The sequence below is a fragment of the Winogradskyella ouciana genome, from assembly GCF_965284585.1.
Classification (GTDB): Bacteria; Bacteroidota; Bacteroidia; order Flavobacteriales; family Flavobacteriaceae; genus Winogradskyella; species Winogradskyella ouciana.
Genome location: NZ_OZ260095.1, coordinates 2,387,010 through 2,405,671, shown reverse-complemented (window position 1 = coordinate 2,405,671; position 18,662 = coordinate 2,387,010). Strand labels below are relative to the sequence as shown.

Sequence of the window (18,662 nt, the reverse complement as noted above, 5' to 3'; positions counted from 1 at the left end):
ATAAGCTATACCAAAATGAAAAAAACTACATTAATTAGTCTACTATTTTTACCATTATTTGCAATCTCTCAAATTACATTGAATCAAACTGATGATTTTGAGAATTTTACAACCGAGAATTGGACAAAAGGTAATGCTTCTACTTTACCAAATCAAAACATTATTACAGGTGGTCCAAGCGGAACCGATGATAATTTTCTAAGAGTACAGTCTACTGGTGGTAATGGTGCCGATTCTAAATTGGTGACATTTAATAATGCACAATGGCAAGGCGATTATTTAAATGCTGGAGTTACTTTTATCTCAATGGATGTAAGGAATTCAGGGTCAAATATAATTTATCTAAGGTTATCTTTTGAGGGATCTAATAATTCTAGCATGAGATGGAGTTCTACAAATCCAATTGCGGTAATTCCTGGTGAAGGTTGGCAAACTATTGTATTCCCAATTGATGAAAATTCGTTAACAAATGTTACACCGTCTGGTTTAACATACAATGCGGCTTTTGATAGTATTACAGAAATACGTATACTCCATAATGATGAACCAAGTTGGGAAGCTGACCCTATTGATGCAATATTTGATGTTGATAATATACAAGCTATAGACAATGATATGGGACTTGCTGACACTGGCGAACCTAAAATATCCTTAAATCTAATTGACGATTTTGAAGGAGTTACTACAGAAAATTGGACAAAAGGTAATGCGTCTTCAGTCTCAAATGAAAACATTATCACAGGTGGCCCAAGCGGAACCGATGATCATTTTTTAAGAACCCAGGCCAATGGTGGTAATGGTGCTGATTCTAAATTGGCAACATTTAATAATGCACAATGGCAAGGCGATTATTTAGGTGAAGGAGTTACTTATATTTCAATGGATGTGAGAAATTCAGGTTCTAACTTAATTTATTTAAGGTTAGCTTTTGAAGGATCTTATAACTCTAGCATGAGATGGAGTTCTACAAATCCTATTGCCGTTGTACCTGGTGAAGATTGGCAAACCATAGTATTCCCTATAGATGAAAATTCGTTAACAAATATTACACCATCTGGCTTAACATACGCGGCTGCTTTTGATAGTATTACAGAAATGCGGATAATTCATAACGATGCACCAAGCTGGGAAGCTGATGCCATTAATGCCGTATTGGATATTGATAATATTCAAGCAAGAAACAATGATATGGGACTTGCTGACACTGGCGAACCTAAAATATCCTTAAATCTAATTGACGATTTTGAAGGAGTTACTACAGAAAATTGGACAAAAGGTAATGCGTCTTCAGTCTCAAATGAAAACATTATCACAGGTGGCCCAAGCGGAACCGATGATCATTTTTTAAGAACCCAGGCCAATGGTGGTAATGGTGCTGATTCTAAATTGGCAACATTTAATAATGCACAATGGCAAGGAGATTATTTAAATGCAGGCGTTACTTATATTTCAATGGCCGTTAGAAACTCTGGTTCAAATATAATCTTGTTGAGATTGGCTTTTGAAGGTTCTTATAATTCTAGTATGAGATGGAGTTCTACTAACCCAATTGCAGTTGTTCCTGGCCAAGGTTGGCAAACTATTATTTTCCCAATTGATGAAAATTCATTAACAAATGTTACACCTTCTGGACTAACATATAATGCGGCTTTTGATAGTATTACCGAATTACGTATTATTCATAATGACGTACCAAGTTGGGAAGCAGATCCAATTGATGCTGTATTAGATGTGGATAACATTCAGGCAAGGGATGAGGAATTGAATATTGTTGATTTAGCAGATCTTAATCAAGATATTAAAGTTTATCCAAATCCTGCAACAGATTACATTCAAATTGAAGGGATTTCGCAACAATCTGATTTTAGTATAGTAGACGTAAGCGGAAAAATTATTATGAACGGTACTATTGGGAATAGAAAAAGTATTAATATTCAAAACTTAGCAAAAGGAACATATTTCATAAATATTGAATCTATTAAATCAATAAAATTTATTAAACTTTAACTAGATTAAAGTAGTTCTAAACTGATTTTATAGCAAAGTTACTTTTAATAGTAAGTGATAAGAAACTAAACAATGCGCATAGATATCATCACTGTTTTACCAGAACTTTTAAAAAGTCCGTTTGAGGCATCCATTCTTAAACGTGCTATTGATGGTGGTTTGGTAAAAGTTCACTTTCATAACCTCAGGGATTATACAACCGACAACTATAAATCAGTTGATGATTACCAATTTGGTGGCGGTGCTGGTATGGTAATGATGATAGAACCCATCGATAAATGTATTTCTGGTTTACAAAAAGAACGCAACTATGATGAGATTATCTATATGACACCAGATGGTGAATGTCTAAACCAAAGTATTGCCAACCAAGTATCATTAAAAGAGAATATCATTATTCTTTGTGGTCATTATAAAGGTGTGGATGAGCGTGTACGTGATAAATTTATTACCAGGGAAATTTCAATTGGCGATTATGTTTTGTCTGGAGGTGAGTTGGGAGCTGCCGTTTTATGTGATGCAGTTATAAGGTTAATCCCTGGTGTATTGGGCAATGAGACCTCTGCCTTGACCGATTCGTTTCAGGATAATTTATTAGCACCACCAATCTATACCAGACCCAGAGAATATAAAGGTATGAAGGTTCCGGAAGTGTTATTCAGTGGTAATTTTGGAGAAATAGAAAAATGGCGCGAAGAGCAAGCCTATAAAAGAACCCAAGAACGACGACCAGACCTTTTGGATGATTAATTACGAATGACTATTGATGAATAATAAGTGATAAATAATGATTAATGAGCAAAACCTATCACCGAATAAACAAATAAACGACTCCACAAATAAACACCTATACAGCAATAAAAAACTTTTCACTTTGTACTTTTTACTTTGTACTTTTTAACTATATTTGCACCCACTTTAGATTAACCTCTGGCGAAAATCGTGAATGTTGGTATAAAGCAACCATTATAAAAGAGAAAACATGGATTCTTTAGTAAAATTTGTACAAGACGAATTTGTAACCAGAAAAGATATTCCAAACTTTAGCGCAGGTGATACAATTACCGTGTATTACGAGATTAAAGAAGGAAGTAAAACACGTACTCAGTTCTTTAAAGGTGTAGTATTACAACGTAAAGGAACAGGAACTTCAGAAACTTTTACCATCCGTAAAATGTCAGGAACAATTGGTGTAGAGCGTATCTTCCCAATTAACTTGCCAGCTTTACAGAAAATCGAAGTCAACAAAAGAGGTAAAGTACGTAGAGCACGTATATTCTACTTTAGAGGTCTTACTGGTAAAAAAGCAAGAATTAAAGAAGTTAGAAAATAATCTAACACACATATTACAGAGAAAGCCTTCAAAATTGAAGGCTTTTTTCGTTATTAACTTTTGTTAATAAGTTCGGTTTATAAGTTGTGCATATCTAACTGCTAAAATAATTTGCACATTCGCAATATAAATATAATTTAGCTAAACAATTAACAACAAACTCAGTTTGGTTTTAAAAGAAATTTTGAATTTATGTTAAATTGTAATAAAGTAACGTTCTTTATATATTGAGATTGTTTTTTGAGGTTAGTGAGCTGCTTGTGTAGGCAAGTGCTGTGTAACTAGCCAAGAAGCTTAGGTATTATAATATATTTTGTAGATTATAAACTTTAAGTGGAAAGCTTTGAAGAAGTAACGGAATCGAAAGTGAACGCGAAAAGGATGAGCAATGTTTTTAGACGTAACAAACACGCAAGTGAATGGTAAAAAAGAAAACATCAAGAAAAACAAGTCTTAAGAAGCAAAGTAGTATCAAGTCAATACATTTTGAAAGATATGAAACGTTTCACCGAAACAGCAACGCTTGAACTGAAAAGGATGATGGCGAAAGCCATACAGCTGAGTTAGTGTAATACTAAATAAGTCGTAGTAGTACTGTTTCAAAGAGAAGCCATGTCAGCGCAGTTTTCTGTAGTGATATGGCTTTTTGTTTTATAGTGCATTCTTTGTTATTGGTCCAATCAATCACTAGCGCTATAACCCCTTAAATATTTGGGTTAAGTGTGGATTTTCATTTTTCATTACAATTTTTATTAAATCCTCAATAAATTCAGATAGCTCTTATCAATCTCATACCAACAAAACGCTACTGTTTTTGTATATTTGCACAGCTTAAAATTAAGCACAGCACAATCATTTTATTTTTAACGACCTATGACCAAAACAGCAAAGATTGTTTATACAAAAACAGACGAAGCACCAGCTTTAGCAACTCGTTCTTTTTTACCAATTGTTCAATCCTTTACAAAATCTTCAGGAATAACTCTAGAAACCAAAGACATCTCTTTGGCAGCTAGAATTTTAGCTGTTTTTCCAGATTATTTAACCGATGAACAAAAAGTTCCAAATGCTTTAGAAGAGTTAGGTGAATTGGCTAAAAAGCCAGAAGCGAATATTATTAAATTACCCAATATTAGTGCTTCTATTCCTCAGTTGACTGATGCCATTGAAGAATTACAATCTAAGGGCTATAAACTTCCAGATTATCCTGAAGATCCAAAAAGTGATACTGAGAAAGAGATTAAATCTCGCTATGATAAAGTTAAAGGTAGTGCAGTAAATCCGGTTTTAAGAGAAGGTAACTCAGACAGACGTGCACCAAAAGCTGTTAAAAATTATGCCAAGAATAACCCACACAGTATGGGAGCTTGGTCTTCTGACTCTAAAACGCACGTAGCTACAATGAGTGAAGGTGATTTTGCTCATAACGAAAAGTCTGTAACTATTGATAATGCTACTACTGTAAAAATCGTTCACACAGATAGTGGCGGCAACCAAACTGTATTAAAAGACAATTTGGCTTTACAGGCTAAAGAGATTGTAGATGCTACAGTAATGAACAAAAAAGCATTATTAAGTTTCTTAGAAAGAGAAATCAAAGATGCTAAGTCTCAAGATGTTTTAATGTCATTACACATGAAAGCAACAATGATGAAGGTTTCTGACCCTATCATCTTTGGTCATGCCGTGAGAACATATTTTAAACCTGTTTTTGAAAAACATGCTGCAACGTTTGAAGATATAGGTGTTGATGTTAATAATGGTTTCGGAAACTTATTGGATAATCTAGAGGAACTGCCACAAGCTAAACGTGAAGAAATCGAGGCAGATATTGATGCTGCTTTTGATAATGGACCAGATTTAGCTATGGTAAATTCAGATAAAGGGATCACCAACCTTCATGTACCAAGTGACATTATCATAGATGCATCAATGCCAGCGATGATTCGTACTTCTGGTCAGATGTGGAACAAAGAAGGTAAACAACAAGACACTAAAGCTATTATCCCAGATAGTAGTTATGCAGGTGTTTACATTGCTACTATAGATTTTTGCAAAAAGCATGGTGCTTTTGATCCGACTACAATGGGTACAGTACCAAATGTTGGTCTTATGGCTCAAAAAGCTGAAGAATATGGGTCGCACGATAAAACTTTTGAAATTGCTTCTAACGGAAATGTTGAAATGATTGATGCAGATGGAAATGTTTTAACAAGTCATGCTGTTGAAACTGGAGATATCTGGAGAATGTGCCAAGTAAAGGATGCACCTGTACAAGACTGGGTAAAATTAGCTGTTACACGTGCTAGAGCTTCTAAAACACCTGCTGTTTTCTGGTTGGATAAAAACAGAGCTCATGATGCTGAATTGATTAAAAAAGTAAATCAGTATTTACCTAACCACGATATTAGTAATCTAGATATTAGAATTTTATCTCCTATCGAGGCTACTGAATTTACCTTAGAACGTGTAAAAGCCGGAAAAGACACAATTTCAGTAACAGGAAACGTATTGAGAGACTACCTTACGGATTTATTTCCAATTTTAGAATTGGGTACCAGTGCCAAAATGCTTTCCATTGTACCATTAATGAATGGTGGTGGACTATTTGAAACTGGTGCTGGTGGATCTGCACCTAAGCACGTTCAGCAGTTTGTAGAAGAAAACCATTTGCGTTGGGACTCATTAGGCGAGTTTTTAGCTTTGGCAGTTTCACTAGACCATTATGCTGAAGTTAACAATAACGAAAAAGCAAGAATTCTTGGTGAAGCCCTAGATGATGCTACCGAAAAACTACTTCAAAATAAAAAAGGTCCATCTCGAAAAGTAAACGAACTAGATAATAGAGGTAGTCATTTTTATCTGGCAATGTACTGGGCGGAAGCGTTAGCAAACCAAGATAAAGATTTAGACCTAAAACATGAGTTCACTAAGGTATTTAGGGATTTACAAGCACACGAAGCCAAAATTTTAGATGAATTAATCACTATACAAGGCGTGTCCGTAGATATTGATGGCTACTACTACCCTAATGAGGTATTAGTAAGTAATGCCATGCGACCAAGCAATACATTAAATTCTATTATAAACTAAAGTTAAAAAAGCTTCATTCAAAATGAAGCTTTTTTATTTTTATGGTGTCCAAATATTTATCATGAACGGTAGAATTGCCAAAACTTTTTTCGTTTTAATCTTCTTTTCTCTTTTACTTTCAGCACAAGAAAGATTTACTCTTAGTGGAACCATCACGGACTCCGATAGTAACGAAACCCTTATAGGTGTTAATATCATCGTGCCAAAAATTCAATCAGGTACCATGACCAATGAATATGGCTTCTACTCTATTACATTACCAGAGGGCAGTTATGAAATTCAGATTAGCTATCTCGGTTATAAGACGATTTCAGAAACTATTATACTCAATAAAGACATCACCAAAAACTTTAAACTTTTAGAATCTGCCGAAAGTCTCGATGAGGTTGTAATTAAAGAAGATGTTGAAAAACTGAATATTAAAAAGCCTCAAATGAGTGTTAACGCACTCTCTATAAACACCATAAAACAAATGCCTGTCGTGCTTGGAGAGGTTGACGTTATAAAATCCATAACCCTATTGCCTGGTGTTACCAATGCTGGTGAAGGCTCTTCTGGATTCAATGTTAGAGGAGGCGCTGCAGACCAAAACCTTATTCTTTTAGATGAAGCTACAATTTTTAATTCTTCGCACTTGTTTGGGTTCTTCTCAGTTTTTAATCCAGATGCTATAAAGGACATAAAATTGTATAAAGGTGGAATTCCCGCAAAATATGGAGGACGCGTGTCTTCAGTCTTGGATATTTATCAAAAGGAAGGTAACAGTAGTGAATTTCACATGAATGGTGGAGTTGGACTAATATCAAGTCGGTTGTTGGCAGAAGGTCCCATAAAAAAAGACAAAGGTTCCTTTTTAATTGGTGGTCGAAGTAGTTATGCTCATTTATTCTTACCACTATTCGATTTAGACAACATTGCCTACTTCTACGATCTCAATACAAAATTGAGCTACAAATTCAATCAAAATAACAGCATTTACCTTTCCGGTTATTTTGGACGTGATGTCTTTGAATTAGCGAATAGTTTCGCAAACACCTATGGAAATACGGTTTTAAATTTTAGGTGGAATCATTTGTTTTCAGATAAAATATTTTCAAACTTATCACTCATCTATTCAGATTACTATTATGGATTAGAACTTACGTTTGTGGAATTTGACTGGGAGTCTGGTATCAGAAATTTTAACCTTAAATACGATTTTAAACACTACATCAATAACAACTTTAAGCTTGAATATGGTTTAAATAGTATTTATTATAAATTCAACCCAGGAGAGATAAATCCTACTACTGAAACTTCTGGTATTAATCCTTTTAAACTCATAGACAAATATGCTTTTGAGAATGCGCTGTATCTTGATGCTGAGCATAAACTAAACAATAAATTATCGGTGAGTTATGGTGCACGTTTTAGTACATTTCATCGTTTGGGCCAAGATGAATTAAATGTATATGAAAATGACAATCCTGTAATTTACAATGAAGATATTGGGATTTACGAAAAAGCTGAACCTATTGGCACAGAAACATTTAAGAGAAGCGACGTCATTGAATCCTTTTCGAATATAGAACCTAGGGTTTCAATCGCATACCAACTTACTGACAATTCATCTGTAAAAGCGAGCTATAACCGTATGAATCAGTATTTACATTTGTTGTCTAACACTAGCTCACCTACTCCATTAGATGTTTGGACACCCAGTGGCAAATATGTAAAACCTCAGATGTTAGATCAGGTGGCGCTGGGATACTTCAAATCATTTGAAGATAATTTGTTTTCGTTAGAAGTTGAAACATTCTACAAGAAAATAAAAAACAGAATTGATTATATAGACGGTGCAGACCTTATTGCTAACAATGCCATAGAACAAGTTATTTTAAACGGAGAAGCAAGAGCCTACGGACTCGAAATTCTATTAAGAAAAAATGAGGGTAAATTAAAAGGATGGCTAGCCTATACACTATCTAAATCCGAACAAAAAACGCCAGGCAGAACGGCAGTTGAGTCTGGAATAAATAATGGTGATTGGTATAATACCGCCTTTGATAAAACTCATGATGTATCATTAACAGCAAATTATGAACTCAATAAAAAATGGACATTTAGCTCTAATTTTTTATTTCAAACAGGCCAACCAGCAACATTCCCTAATGGTCAGTATGCATATAATGGTATTGTTATACCTAGTTATGAATCTAGAAACTCTAGTAGATTACCATCATATCATCGACTAGATATTGCTGTAAACTATAACCCAAAACCAGAAAGTGAGAAGGAATTTAAAGGGGAATGGGTATTTGGGATTTATAATATTTATAACCGCAGGAATGCGGCGAGTATTTCATTTCGTGAAAATAGAATAACCGGAACTAACGAAGCTGTTAGGCTTGCCATTTTTGGTATTGTTCCTTCTGTTTCTTATAATTTTAAATTTTAGCCCATGAAAAGGATATTTTACATAGTAACGATATTAACCTTTTGCCTTGGATGCGAAGACGTTATTGATATAGACCTCAATGAAGCTGAGCCAAGATTAATTATAGAAGCTTCAATTAACTGGTTTAAAAATACAGCAGGCAATGAGCAAAGCATAAAATTAAGTTTATCTGCTCCGTTCTTTGATGAAAATGTTGTGCCAGCCAATGGTGCAACGGTCGTTATTACGGACGAGAACAACAATGTTTTTAGTTTTACAGAAGATAACGATACAGGTATTTACCTAAATAATAATTTTATTCCTACAATAGATGGAATTTACACACTTACAGTCAATTATAATAATGAAATTTATACAGCAACCGAAACCTTAAAATCTGTAACACCAATTGATTATATTGAACAAAACAATGACGGAGGCTTTACAGGAGAGGATATTGAACTTAAAGCGTATTATACGGATCCAGAAAATGAAGATAATTATTATTTTTTCGAATTTGTAAGTGACATTTCGGTTGTTCCAACTCTAGAAGTTTATGATGATGAATTTACAAACGGAAATCAAATTTTTGGATATTACACGGAAGAAGATCTTGAAGCAGGAGATGTAGTTACCATTCGTAATTATGGGGTTTCAGAACGATTTTATGAATTTATGTTCATATTATTACAACAAAGTAGCGATGAAGGAGGTGGCCCTTTTGAAACACAACCTGCAACCGTGAGAGGTAATTGTATTAATGAAACCGATCCAGATAATTACCCATTTGGATATTTTAGACTATCAGAAGTAGATGAAATTATTTATACAGTAGAGTAAAATAGTTATGGCGTTACCCAAGGGTCGCGTCATCCGCTATATCTCTAACGGTGAACCGTTAGAGGATGCCGCTTTTACCGCTAACGCACACCTACACATAAAACTTTTTCCTACCTTTATACTATGGATTTTATAAAGACAACAGAGCAAGATTCCAACTATGATGATCTCGAAAAAATGACAATTAATGAGATTATATCCAATATAAATAAAGAGGATAAAACGGTTCCTTCGGCAGTAGAAAAAGCATTACCGCAAATTGAGGCTTTAATAGACCAAGTGGTAACAAAACTTAAGCAAGGTGGACGACTATTTTATATTGGCGCTGGAACAAGTGGCCGATTAGGAATACTGGACGCATCAGAGTGTCCTCCAACCTTTGGAGTTTCCCATGATTTGGTCATTGGTTTGATTGCTGGTGGAGATTCAGCAATAAGAAAAGCTGTTGAATTCGCCGAAGACTCTACAACACAAGGCTGGGAAGATCTTAAGGACTATCATATCTGTAAAAAAGATGTTGTCGTGGGTATTGCAGCTTCTGGGACAACTCCCTATGTTATTCATGCTTTAAAAAATTGCAATGACAATAATATTATAACGGGCTGTATTACCTGTAATACAAACAGTCCATTATCCAAAGAAGCTCAGTTTCCTATTGAAGTGGTTGTTGGACCAGAATTCGTGACAGGAAGCTCAAGAATGAAAGCAGGTACAGCTCAAAAACTGGTACTTAATATGATAACTACAACCACTATGGTTCAATTAGGAAAAGTTGAAGGCAACAAAATGGTGGACATGCAATTGAGTAATGACAAACTCGTCGGTCGAGGTACAAAAATGATTGTTGATGCATTAAACATTTCTCCGAAACAAGCCTCAGAATTGTTACTTAAACATGGAAGTGTAAGACAAGCTATTGAAAATTATAAGTAAAATGGAAACTAATAGAACCGATAAAGAAATATTAATCAAGGGCATTAGACTTATGGCCATATGTTTGTTGCTAATGTTTGCAGGGCCTTTTATGTTGCATGTAGCCTTTTCTAATCAAGATAAACCACTTTACATACCTATTCTTATCGCAGCTATTATTTTATGCACACTAGCAGTTTACTTTCTCTTTAAAGGCATCAATACTATTTTGGATAGTATATTTAAGAAGAAGTAGCACTTCTATTTTCTACTAATTTTAAAAATCGACAACTCTATAAACGAAAAAAACCCCGATTCTTATTGTAAGAATCGGGATTCAAAAAAGGCGGCGACCTACTCTTCCACAGATAGTAGTACCATCGGCGCAAACGGGCTTAACTTCTCTGTTCGGAATGGTAAGAGGTGAGCCCCGTCGCTATAACCACCTTAAAAGGTGAGTAATCAGTCTTTAGTAAATAGTAGTTAGTAATACCAACTACTTACTTTACACTTATCACTAATTACTGTTCCGCATTAGCGGAACTAATATTGTTGACATATTGAAAAAAACGATGAATCGTCATTGGATATATAATAATTAAATAGTAGAAATTAATAGAATATGTACCTATAAAAAGAACGGCGTACAATAAGCCTATGGGTTATTAGTACTACTCGGCTATGACGTTACCGCCTTTACACCTGTAGCCTATCGACGTGGTCATCTTCCACGACCCTTTAAAGAAATCTCATCTTGTGGTGGGTTTCGCGCTTATATGCTTTCAGCGCTTATCCCTTCCCAACGTAGCTACCCAGCAATGCTCCTGGCGGAACAACTGGTACACCAGAGGTTGGTCCAACTCGGTCCTCTCGTACTAGAGTCAGATCCACTCAAATTTCTAACGCCCACAGTAGATAGAGACCGAACTGTCTCACGACGTTCTGAACCCAGCTCGCGTGCCACTTTAATGGGCGAACAGCCCAACCCTTGGGACCTTCTCCAGCCCCAGGATGTGACGAGCCGACATCGAGGTGCCAAACCCCCCCGTCGATGTGAGCTCTTGGGGGAGATCAGCCTGTTATCCCCGGAGTACCTTTTATCCTTTGAGCGATGGCCCTTCCATGCGGAACCACCGGATCACTATGCTCTACTTTCGTACCTGATCGACCTGTATGTCTCTCAGTCAAGCTCCCTTATGCCATTGCACTCTGCGCACGGTTACCAAGCGTGCTGAGGGAACCTTTAGAAGCCTCCGTTACTCTTTTGGAGGCGACCACCCCAGTCAAACTACCCACCAAGCACTGTCCCTGATCAGAGGTTAGACTCTAGATAAGCAAAGGGTGGTATTTCAACAATGACTCACCCACGCCTGGCGACGCAGGGTCGAAGTCTCCCACCTATCCTACACATTACTTATCCAAAGCCAATACTAAGCTATAGTAAAGGTTCACGGGGTCTTTTCGTCCCACTGCGGGTAATCGGCATCTTCACCGATACTACAATTTCACCGAGCTCATGGCTGAGACAGTATCCAAATCGTTACACCATTCGTGCAGGTCGGAACTTACCCGACAAGGAATTTCGCTACCTTAGGACCGTTATAGTTACGGCCGCCGTTTACTGGGGCTTCATTTGAGATCTTCGAGGTAAACCTCTAAACCCTCCACTTAACCTTCCAGCACCGGGCAGGTGTCAGGCCCTATACGTCATCTTTCGATTTAGCAGAGCCCTGTGTTTTTGATAAACAGTCGCTTGGATCTTTTCACTGCGGCCTGTATTGCTACAGGCGACGCTTCTCCCGAAGTTACGCGTCTATTTTGCCTAGTTCCTTAGCCATGAATCTCTCGAGCTCCTTAGAATTCTCATCCCAACTACCTGTGTCGGTTTAGGGTACGGGCTGCTTCACTCGCTTTTCTTGGAAGTCGATTCGCTAGATTATCACCTTGGCCGTAGCCTCAGTGTACTATCGCCGTGTTACCACTGGCTTCAACGCACTATTCCGTCAGTGCGCACTAACTATTCGCCTCCGTCACTTTTAGCGTGAGCAGGTACAGGAATATTAACCTGTTGTCCATCCACTACCCCTTTCGGGTTCGCGTTAGGTCCCGACTAACCCTCAGCTGATTAGCATAGCTGAGGAAACCTTAGTCTTTCGGAGTGCGGGTTTCTCGCCCGCATTATCGTTACTTATGCCTACATTTTCTTTTGTAGCTTCTCCAGCATACCTCGCAGTACACCTTCGACGACACTACAATGCTCCCCTACCACTTTTACAAGTCCATAGCTTCGGTAGTATGTTTATGCCCGATTATTATCCATGCCGGATCGCTCGACTAGTGAGCTGTTACGCACTCTTTAAATGAATGGCTGCTTCCAAGCCAACATCCTAGCTGTCTGTGCAATCCAACCTCGTTTATTCAACTTAACATACATTTGGGGACCTTAGCTGATGGTCTGGGTTCTTTCCCTCTCGGACATGGACCTTAGCACCCATGCCCTCACTGCTGATCATCATTTTATAGCATTCGGAGTTTGTCAGGAATTGGTAGGCGGTGAAGCCCCCGCATCCAATCAGTAGCTCTACCTCTATAAAACTAAATCAACGCTGCACCTAAATGCATTTCGGGGAGTACGAGCTATTTCCGAGTTTGATTGGCCTTTCACCCCTACCCACAGGTCATCCGAAGACTTTTCAACGTCAACCGGTTCGGGCCTCCACTGTGTGTTACCACAGCTTCACCCTGCCCATGGGTAGATCACACGGTTTCGCGTCTACCACTACTAACTGAAGCGCCCTGTTCAGACTCGCTTTCGCTACGGATCCGGACCTGAAGTCCTTAACCTTGCTAGCAACGGTAACTCGTAGGCTCATTATGCAAAAGGCACGCCGTCACGGATAAATCCGCTCCGACCGCTTGTAAGCGTATGGTTTCAGGTTCTATTTCACTCCCTTATTCAGGGTTCTTTTCACCTTTCCCTCACGGTACTAGTTCACTATCGGTCTCTCAGGAGTATTTAGCCTTATGGGATGGTCCCCACAGATTCATACAGGGTTTCACGTGCCCCGCACTACTCAGGATACTGCTATCTTGTCAATCTTTACCTATACAGGGCTATCACCTTCTATGGCCCGTCTTTCCAAACGGTTCTAATTCATCATGACTCAAATGTCGCAGTCCTACAACCCCAGCATTGCCGTAACAATACTGGTTTGGGCTAATCCGATTTCGCTCGCCGCTACTATCGGAATCACTTTTGTTTTCTTCTCCTCCGGGTACTTAGATGTTTCAGTTCTCCGGGTTCGCCTCCTTGCGGATAACATGTCTTCAACATGCCGGGTTGCCCCATTCGGATATCTACGGATCAATTTGTATGTGCCAATCCCCGTAGCTTTTCGCAGCTTATCACGTCCTTCATCGCCTCTGAGAGCCTAGGCATTCCCCATACGCTCTTATTTAGCTTATTGTACTTTTGTCTTTTTAATGAGTTACAATTATTGCTCGTTACAATAATTATTTAATTTTATTAAATATTTCTATCTAATTATCATGTATCTTTTTCAATATGTCAATGAACGTTCAGATTCCCGTTTCCACGGGAACTTTGGTGGAGAATACCGGAGTCGAACCGGTGACCTCCTGCGTGCAAGGCAGGCGCTCTAGCCAGCTGAGCTAATTCCCCTTTCCTTAAATTCCAAATCATGGAATTCAGAATTATGAATTTAGAATCCTCAACGTCTAGAATTTCCTTTAATCAGTAGTCTCAGGCAGACTCGAACTGCCGACCTCTACATTATCAGTGTAGCGCTCTAACCAGCTGAGCTATGAGACTCTACTTAATTATCTTAAAAATTAAATCAACAGCAAGAGAACAGAACCAAATGTTTCCTTTTTTTGAACTTTCCTTATCAGTCGTCTTTCTCTAGAAAGGAGGTGTTCCAGCCGCACCTTCCGGTACGGCTACCTTGTTACGACTTAGCCCTAGTTACCGATTTTACCCTAGGCCGCTCCTTGCGGTGACGGACTTCAGGCACTCCCAGCTTCCATGGCTTGACGGGCGGTGTGTACAAGGCCCGGGAACGTATTCACCGCATCATGGCTGATATGCGATTACTAGCGATTCCAGCTTCACGGAGTCGAGTTGCAGACTCCGATCCGAACTGTGATGGGGTTTATAGATTCGCTCCTTCTCGCGAAGTGGCTGCTCTCTGTCCCCACCATTGTAGCACGTGTGTAGCCCAGGACGTAAGGGCCGTGATGATTTGACGTCATCCCCACCTTCCTCGCGGTTTGCACCGGCAGTCTTGCTAGAGTTCCCATCTTTACATGCTGGCAACTAACAACAGGGGTTGCGCTCGTTATAGGACTTAACCTGACACCTCACGGCACGAGCTGACGACAACCATGCAGCACCTTGTAAGTAGTCCGAAGAAAGGGGTATCTCTACCCCATGCAACTTACATTTAAGCCCTGGTAAGGTTCCTCGCGTATCATCGAATTAAACCACATGCTCCACCGCTTGTGCGGGCCCCCGTCAATTCCTTTGAGTTTCATTCTTGCGAACGTACTCCCCAGGTGGGTCACTTATCACTTTCGCTTAGCCACTCAGACCGAAGTCCGAACAGCTAGTGACCATCGTTTACGGCGTGGACTACCGGGGTATCTAATCCCGTTCGCTCCCCACGCTTTCGTCCATCAGTGTCAATATATTGTTAGTGATCTGCCTTCGCAATTGGTATTCTATGTAATATCTATGCATTTCACCGCTACACTACATATTCTAACCACTTCACAATAATTCAAGACGACCAGTATCAAAGGCAATTCTACAGTTGAGCTGCAGGATTTCACCTCTGACTTAATCGTCCACCTACGGACCCTTTAAACCCAATGATTCCGGATAACGCTCGGATCCTCCGTATTACCGCGGCTGCTGGCACGGAGTTAGCCGATCCTTATTCTTACGGTACCGTCAGCCGCCCACACGTGGACGGGTTTCTTCCCGTATAAAAGCAGTTTACAACCCATAGGGCAGTCTTCCTGCACGCGGCATGGCTGGATCAGGCTCTCGCCCATTGTCCAATATTCCTCACTGCTGCCTCCCGTAGGAGTCTGGTCCGTGTCTCAGTACCAGTGTGGGGGATCCCCCTCTCAGGGCCCCTACCTATCGTTGCCATGGTGTGCCGTTACCACACCATCTAGCTAATAGGACGCATACCCATCTTTTACCGACGAATCTTTAAAGTGTCTTCCATGCGAAAATCACTTGCTATGGGGTATTATTCTTCGTTTCCAAAGGCTATCCCCCTGTAAAAGGTAGGTTGTATACGCGTTACGCACCCGTGCGCCACTCGTCAGCGGAAAAGCAAGCTTCTCCCTGTTACCGTTCGACTTGCATGTGTTAGGCCTGCCGCTAGCGTTCATCCTGAGCCAGGATCAAACTCTTCATCGTTAAATTTTAAGCCTTGCGGCTATCTCTTAACTTCTGATAGGAATTCTTAAAATCTGTACTCTAAATGATCTATTCTCTTGTTCTGTTTCGGCCGTTTCCAACCAAAACTTTACGCTGTCAATTCAATATGTCTATGAACTTTTTAATCGCTTTCCTAAGCACTTTATCGCTTAAGCGGGTGCAAATATAAAACCCTTTTTCCTTTCCCGCAACATCTATCCGAAAAATATTTTTATTTTTTTTTCAATGCCGCACTTTTTATGGAAATGAACTGCCGCCCACAACACAAACGCGTCGCTAACGGGGCGCAAATATAGAACACCTTTTTATTATAGCAAGGGCTTTTTTAATTTTATTTTTATTTGTTTTTTATAACCCTTTTAATGATCTTGTTTATAGTAGATTACAATAGTAAATATTTACAAACTAATAGCAACCTAACTATACTTCACTTATTATAGTTGTTTATCATAAGGCTATTAGTTTGGTGTATTAGGGATAGTAGCGGCATCCTTTTGTATAAAACAAAAGATATAGCGGATAGCCCGTCGCTTTTGCTCCTTAAAAGTAAAAGCGGAATACCATAAATATTTATTAGAAACTTCACTTTGTCCTTTATATATATAGGTATATCTTTGTGGGCTAAAATTTACACTAAAATATAATGATAAAAATTACTCTGCCTGACGGTTCTGTTAGATCTTTTGATAAAGATGTAACTCCTTATGAAGTGGCTGTAGATATTAGCGAAGGATTCGCAAGAAATGTTATCTCAGCAAAATTCAATGACGAAGTTGTTGAAACCTCCACTCCATTGACCACAGATGGCAGTCTTACATTATATACATGGAGAGATGATGAAGGTAAAAAAGCTTTTTGGCATTCATCTGCCCATGTCTTAGCTCAGGCATTGGAAGAACTATACCCTAATGTAAAGCTTTGGGTTGGTCCTGCTATTGAAAATGGGTTTTACTATGATGTAGACCTTGGAGAGGATGTTATTTCTGAGAAGGACTTTAAGGCCATTGAAAATAAAATGATAGAGATTGCTCGCGGGAAACACAATTTTGAAATGCGAGAAGTTTCTAAAGCTGATGCCTTATCTTATTATAAAGGTAAGAATGAATATAAAGTTGACCTAATTGAAAACCTTGATGATGGTACTATTAGCTTTTGCGATCATTCATCATTTACCGATTTATGTCGTGGTGGCCACATTCCTAATACAGGTATTATCAAAGCTGTAAAAATACTGAGTGTTGCTGGGGCTTATTATAAAGGTGATGAAAACGAAAAACAACTTACTAGAGTTTATGGAATATCGTTTCCGAAACAAAAAGAGTTGACAGAATATTTAGAGTTACTGGAAGAAGCCAAAAAACGTGATCACAGAAAACTTGGAAAAGAGTTAGAACTTTTCACCTTTTCACAAAAGGTTGGACAGGGTTTACCATTATGGTTACCGAAAGGTGCTGCTTTAAGAGAACGCTTAGAAAACTTTCTTAAAGCCGCTCAAAAGAAAGCAGGTTATGAAATGGTGGTCAGCCCACATATAGGGCAAAAGGAGCTGTATGTTACTTCTGGGCATTATGCTAAATATGGAGAGGATAGTTTTCAACCTATAAAAACACCTAAAGAAGATGAGGAGTTTCTTTTAAAGCCAATGAATTGCCCACATCACTGTGAAATATACAACAACAGACCTTATTCCTATAAAGAACTTCCTAAGCGTTTTGCCGAATTCGGTACGGTATATAGATATGAACAGAGCGGTGAATTACACGGCCTAACACGTGTGAGAGGTTTCACGCAAGATGATGCCCATATTTTCTGTACGCCTGATCAATTAGACAGCGAGTTTAAGGAAGTCATTGATTTAGTATTATATGTCTTTGGTTCACTAGGGTTTGAAAATTTTACAGCACAGGTATCGCTTAGAGATCCCGACAATCCTGAAAAGTATATAGGTAGTGATGAAAACTGGAAAAAAGCTGAAGATGCTATTTTGAATGCTGCAATTGACAAAGGCTTAAATTATATTGTTGAGACGGGTGAGGCGGCTTTTTATGGACCGAAATTGGATTTTATGGTTAAGGATGCCCTTGGAAGACAATGGCAATTAGGTACAATTCAAGTAGATTATACTTTACCAGAACGTTTTGATCTTACCTACAAAGGCAGTGACAATGAGATGCACAGACCAATTATGATTCACCGTGCGCCTTTTGGAAGTATGGAAAGATTTATTGCTATTTTACTAGAACACACTGGCGGAAATTTCCCTCTTTGGCTAATGCCAGAACAAGCTATTGTACTCTCTGTAAGTGAGAAATATGAAAAATACGCCGAAAAAGTTTTAAATTTGCTAGAAAATGACGAAATTCGCGCCCTCGCAGATAACAGAAATGAGACTGTAGGTAAGAAAATTCGTGAAGCTGAAATGCAAAAGTTTCCGTTTATGATTATCGTAGGCGAACAAGAAGAAAAGGATAATACAATTACTGTGCGTGAACATGGTGGTGAAGACCTTGGCACAATAAGTGTAGAAGACTTTTCGAGAATTATAAAAGAAAGAGTAAATAAAAGTTTAAAAACTTTTAAATAATTAA

At 38.5% G+C, this 18,662-nt stretch carries 9 protein-coding genes, 2 tRNA genes and 3 rRNA genes; 9 read left to right on the top strand and 5 right to left on the bottom strand.

Going from position 1 to position 18,662, the window contains the following annotated elements; translation table 11 throughout:
• The first annotated feature begins 15 nt into the window (after positions 1–15).
• The 8 genes from ACQ65V_RS10690 to ACQ65V_RS10655 all read left to right on the top strand — a co-directional run bounded on the left by ACQ65V_RS10690 (position 16) and on the right by ACQ65V_RS10655 (position 10,857).
• Entirely contained in the window at positions 16–2,007 is a 1,992-nt protein-coding gene (locus ACQ65V_RS10690; protein ID WP_430467876.1) for a T9SS type A sorting domain-containing protein, read from the top strand.
• A gap of 72 nt (positions 2,008–2,079) precedes the next feature.
• Positions 2,080–2,757, top strand: coding sequence for a tRNA (guanosine(37)-N1)-methyltransferase TrmD (gene trmD, locus ACQ65V_RS10685; RefSeq protein ID WP_430467875.1), 678 nt, complete (start codon positions 2,080–2,082; stop codon positions 2,755–2,757).
• Positions 2,758–2,989: 232 nt separating this feature from the next.
• Complete coding sequence (gene rplS / locus ACQ65V_RS10680; protein ID WP_155087154.1) at positions 2,990–3,340, top strand: 50S ribosomal protein L19; 351 nt, start codon at positions 2,990–2,992, stop codon at positions 3,338–3,340.
• An 873-nt stretch (positions 3,341–4,213) separates the two neighbouring features.
• Positions 4,214–6,433, top strand: a complete 2,220-nt coding sequence (locus tag ACQ65V_RS10675; RefSeq protein WP_430467874.1) for an NADP-dependent isocitrate dehydrogenase — start codon at positions 4,214–4,216, stop codon at positions 6,431–6,433.
• 61 nt (positions 6,434–6,494) lie between these two features.
• Positions 6,495–8,870, top strand: a complete 2,376-nt coding sequence (locus ACQ65V_RS10670) for a TonB-dependent receptor (protein ID WP_273293071.1) — start codon at positions 6,495–6,497, stop codon at positions 8,868–8,870.
• Between the two features lie 3 nt (positions 8,871–8,873).
• The gene (locus ACQ65V_RS10665) at positions 8,874–9,689 is read left to right on the top strand and encodes a DUF4249 domain-containing protein (RefSeq protein WP_430467873.1); all 816 of its coding nucleotides are present in this window, start codon (positions 8,874–8,876) and stop codon (positions 9,687–9,689) included.
• A gap of 123 nt (positions 9,690–9,812) precedes the next feature.
• On the top strand, positions 9,813–10,622 hold the full coding sequence (gene murQ, locus ACQ65V_RS10660) for an N-acetylmuramic acid 6-phosphate etherase (RefSeq protein ID WP_430467872.1): 810 nt from the start codon (positions 9,813–9,815) through the stop codon (positions 10,620–10,622).
• 1 nt (position 10,623) lies between these two features.
• A complete protein-coding gene (locus ACQ65V_RS10655) occupies positions 10,624–10,857 on the top strand; it encodes a DUF6095 family protein (RefSeq protein WP_430467871.1) in 234 nt (77 codons plus the stop codon).
• An 85-nt stretch (positions 10,858–10,942) separates the two neighbouring features.
• On the opposite strand, the gene rrf is transcribed toward ACQ65V_RS10655, so the two are convergent.
• From rrf to ACQ65V_RS10630, 5 genes are all read right to left on the bottom strand, one after another.
• Positions 10,943–11,051: ribosomal RNA gene (rrf, locus tag ACQ65V_RS10650) — 5S ribosomal RNA — on the bottom strand.
• A gap of 195 nt (positions 11,052–11,246) precedes the next feature.
• Positions 11,247–14,068: ribosomal RNA gene (locus tag ACQ65V_RS10645) — 23S ribosomal RNA — on the bottom strand.
• A gap of 138 nt (positions 14,069–14,206) precedes the next feature.
• Positions 14,207–14,283, bottom strand: a tRNA-Ala gene (locus tag ACQ65V_RS10640).
• 76 nt (positions 14,284–14,359) lie between these two features.
• Positions 14,360–14,433, bottom strand: a tRNA-Ile gene (locus tag ACQ65V_RS10635).
• 94 nt (positions 14,434–14,527) lie between these two features.
• Positions 14,528–16,053, bottom strand: a 16S ribosomal RNA gene (locus ACQ65V_RS10630).
• Together the 16S, 23S and 5S rRNA genes with 2 tRNA genes alongside form the textbook arrangement of a ribosomal RNA operon.
• Positions 16,054–16,717: 664 nt before the next feature.
• Between ACQ65V_RS10630 and thrS the strand changes: the two genes are divergently transcribed.
• Positions 16,718–18,658: a threonine--tRNA ligase gene (gene thrS / locus ACQ65V_RS10625; RefSeq protein ID WP_430467870.1), complete on the top strand. Its 1,941-nt coding sequence runs from the start codon at positions 16,718–16,720 to the stop codon at positions 18,656–18,658.
• The last annotated feature ends 4 nt before the right edge of the window (positions 18,659–18,662 follow it).

Coding starts and splice junctions, on each gene's coding strand:
- ACQ65V_RS10670 (WP_273293071.1), top strand. CDS start 6,495: ATGAACGGTAGAATTGCCAAAACTTTTTTCGTTTTAATCTTCTTTTCT.
- ACQ65V_RS10675 (WP_430467874.1), top strand. CDS start 4,214: ATGACCAAAACAGCAAAGATTGTTTATACAAAAACAGACGAAGCACCA.
- trmD (WP_430467875.1), top strand. CDS start 2,080: ATGCGCATAGATATCATCACTGTTTTACCAGAACTTTTAAAAAGTCCG.
- thrS (WP_430467870.1), top strand. CDS start 16,718: ATGATAAAAATTACTCTGCCTGACGGTTCTGTTAGATCTTTTGATAAA.
- rplS (WP_155087154.1), top strand. CDS start 2,990: ATGGATTCTTTAGTAAAATTTGTACAAGACGAATTTGTAACCAGAAAA.
- ACQ65V_RS10690 (WP_430467876.1), top strand. CDS start 16: ATGAAAAAAACTACATTAATTAGTCTACTATTTTTACCATTATTTGCA.
- ACQ65V_RS10665 (WP_430467873.1), top strand. CDS start 8,874: ATGAAAAGGATATTTTACATAGTAACGATATTAACCTTTTGCCTTGGA.
- murQ (WP_430467872.1), top strand. CDS start 9,813: ATGGATTTTATAAAGACAACAGAGCAAGATTCCAACTATGATGATCTC.
- ACQ65V_RS10655 (WP_430467871.1), top strand. CDS start 10,624: ATGGAAACTAATAGAACCGATAAAGAAATATTAATCAAGGGCATTAGA.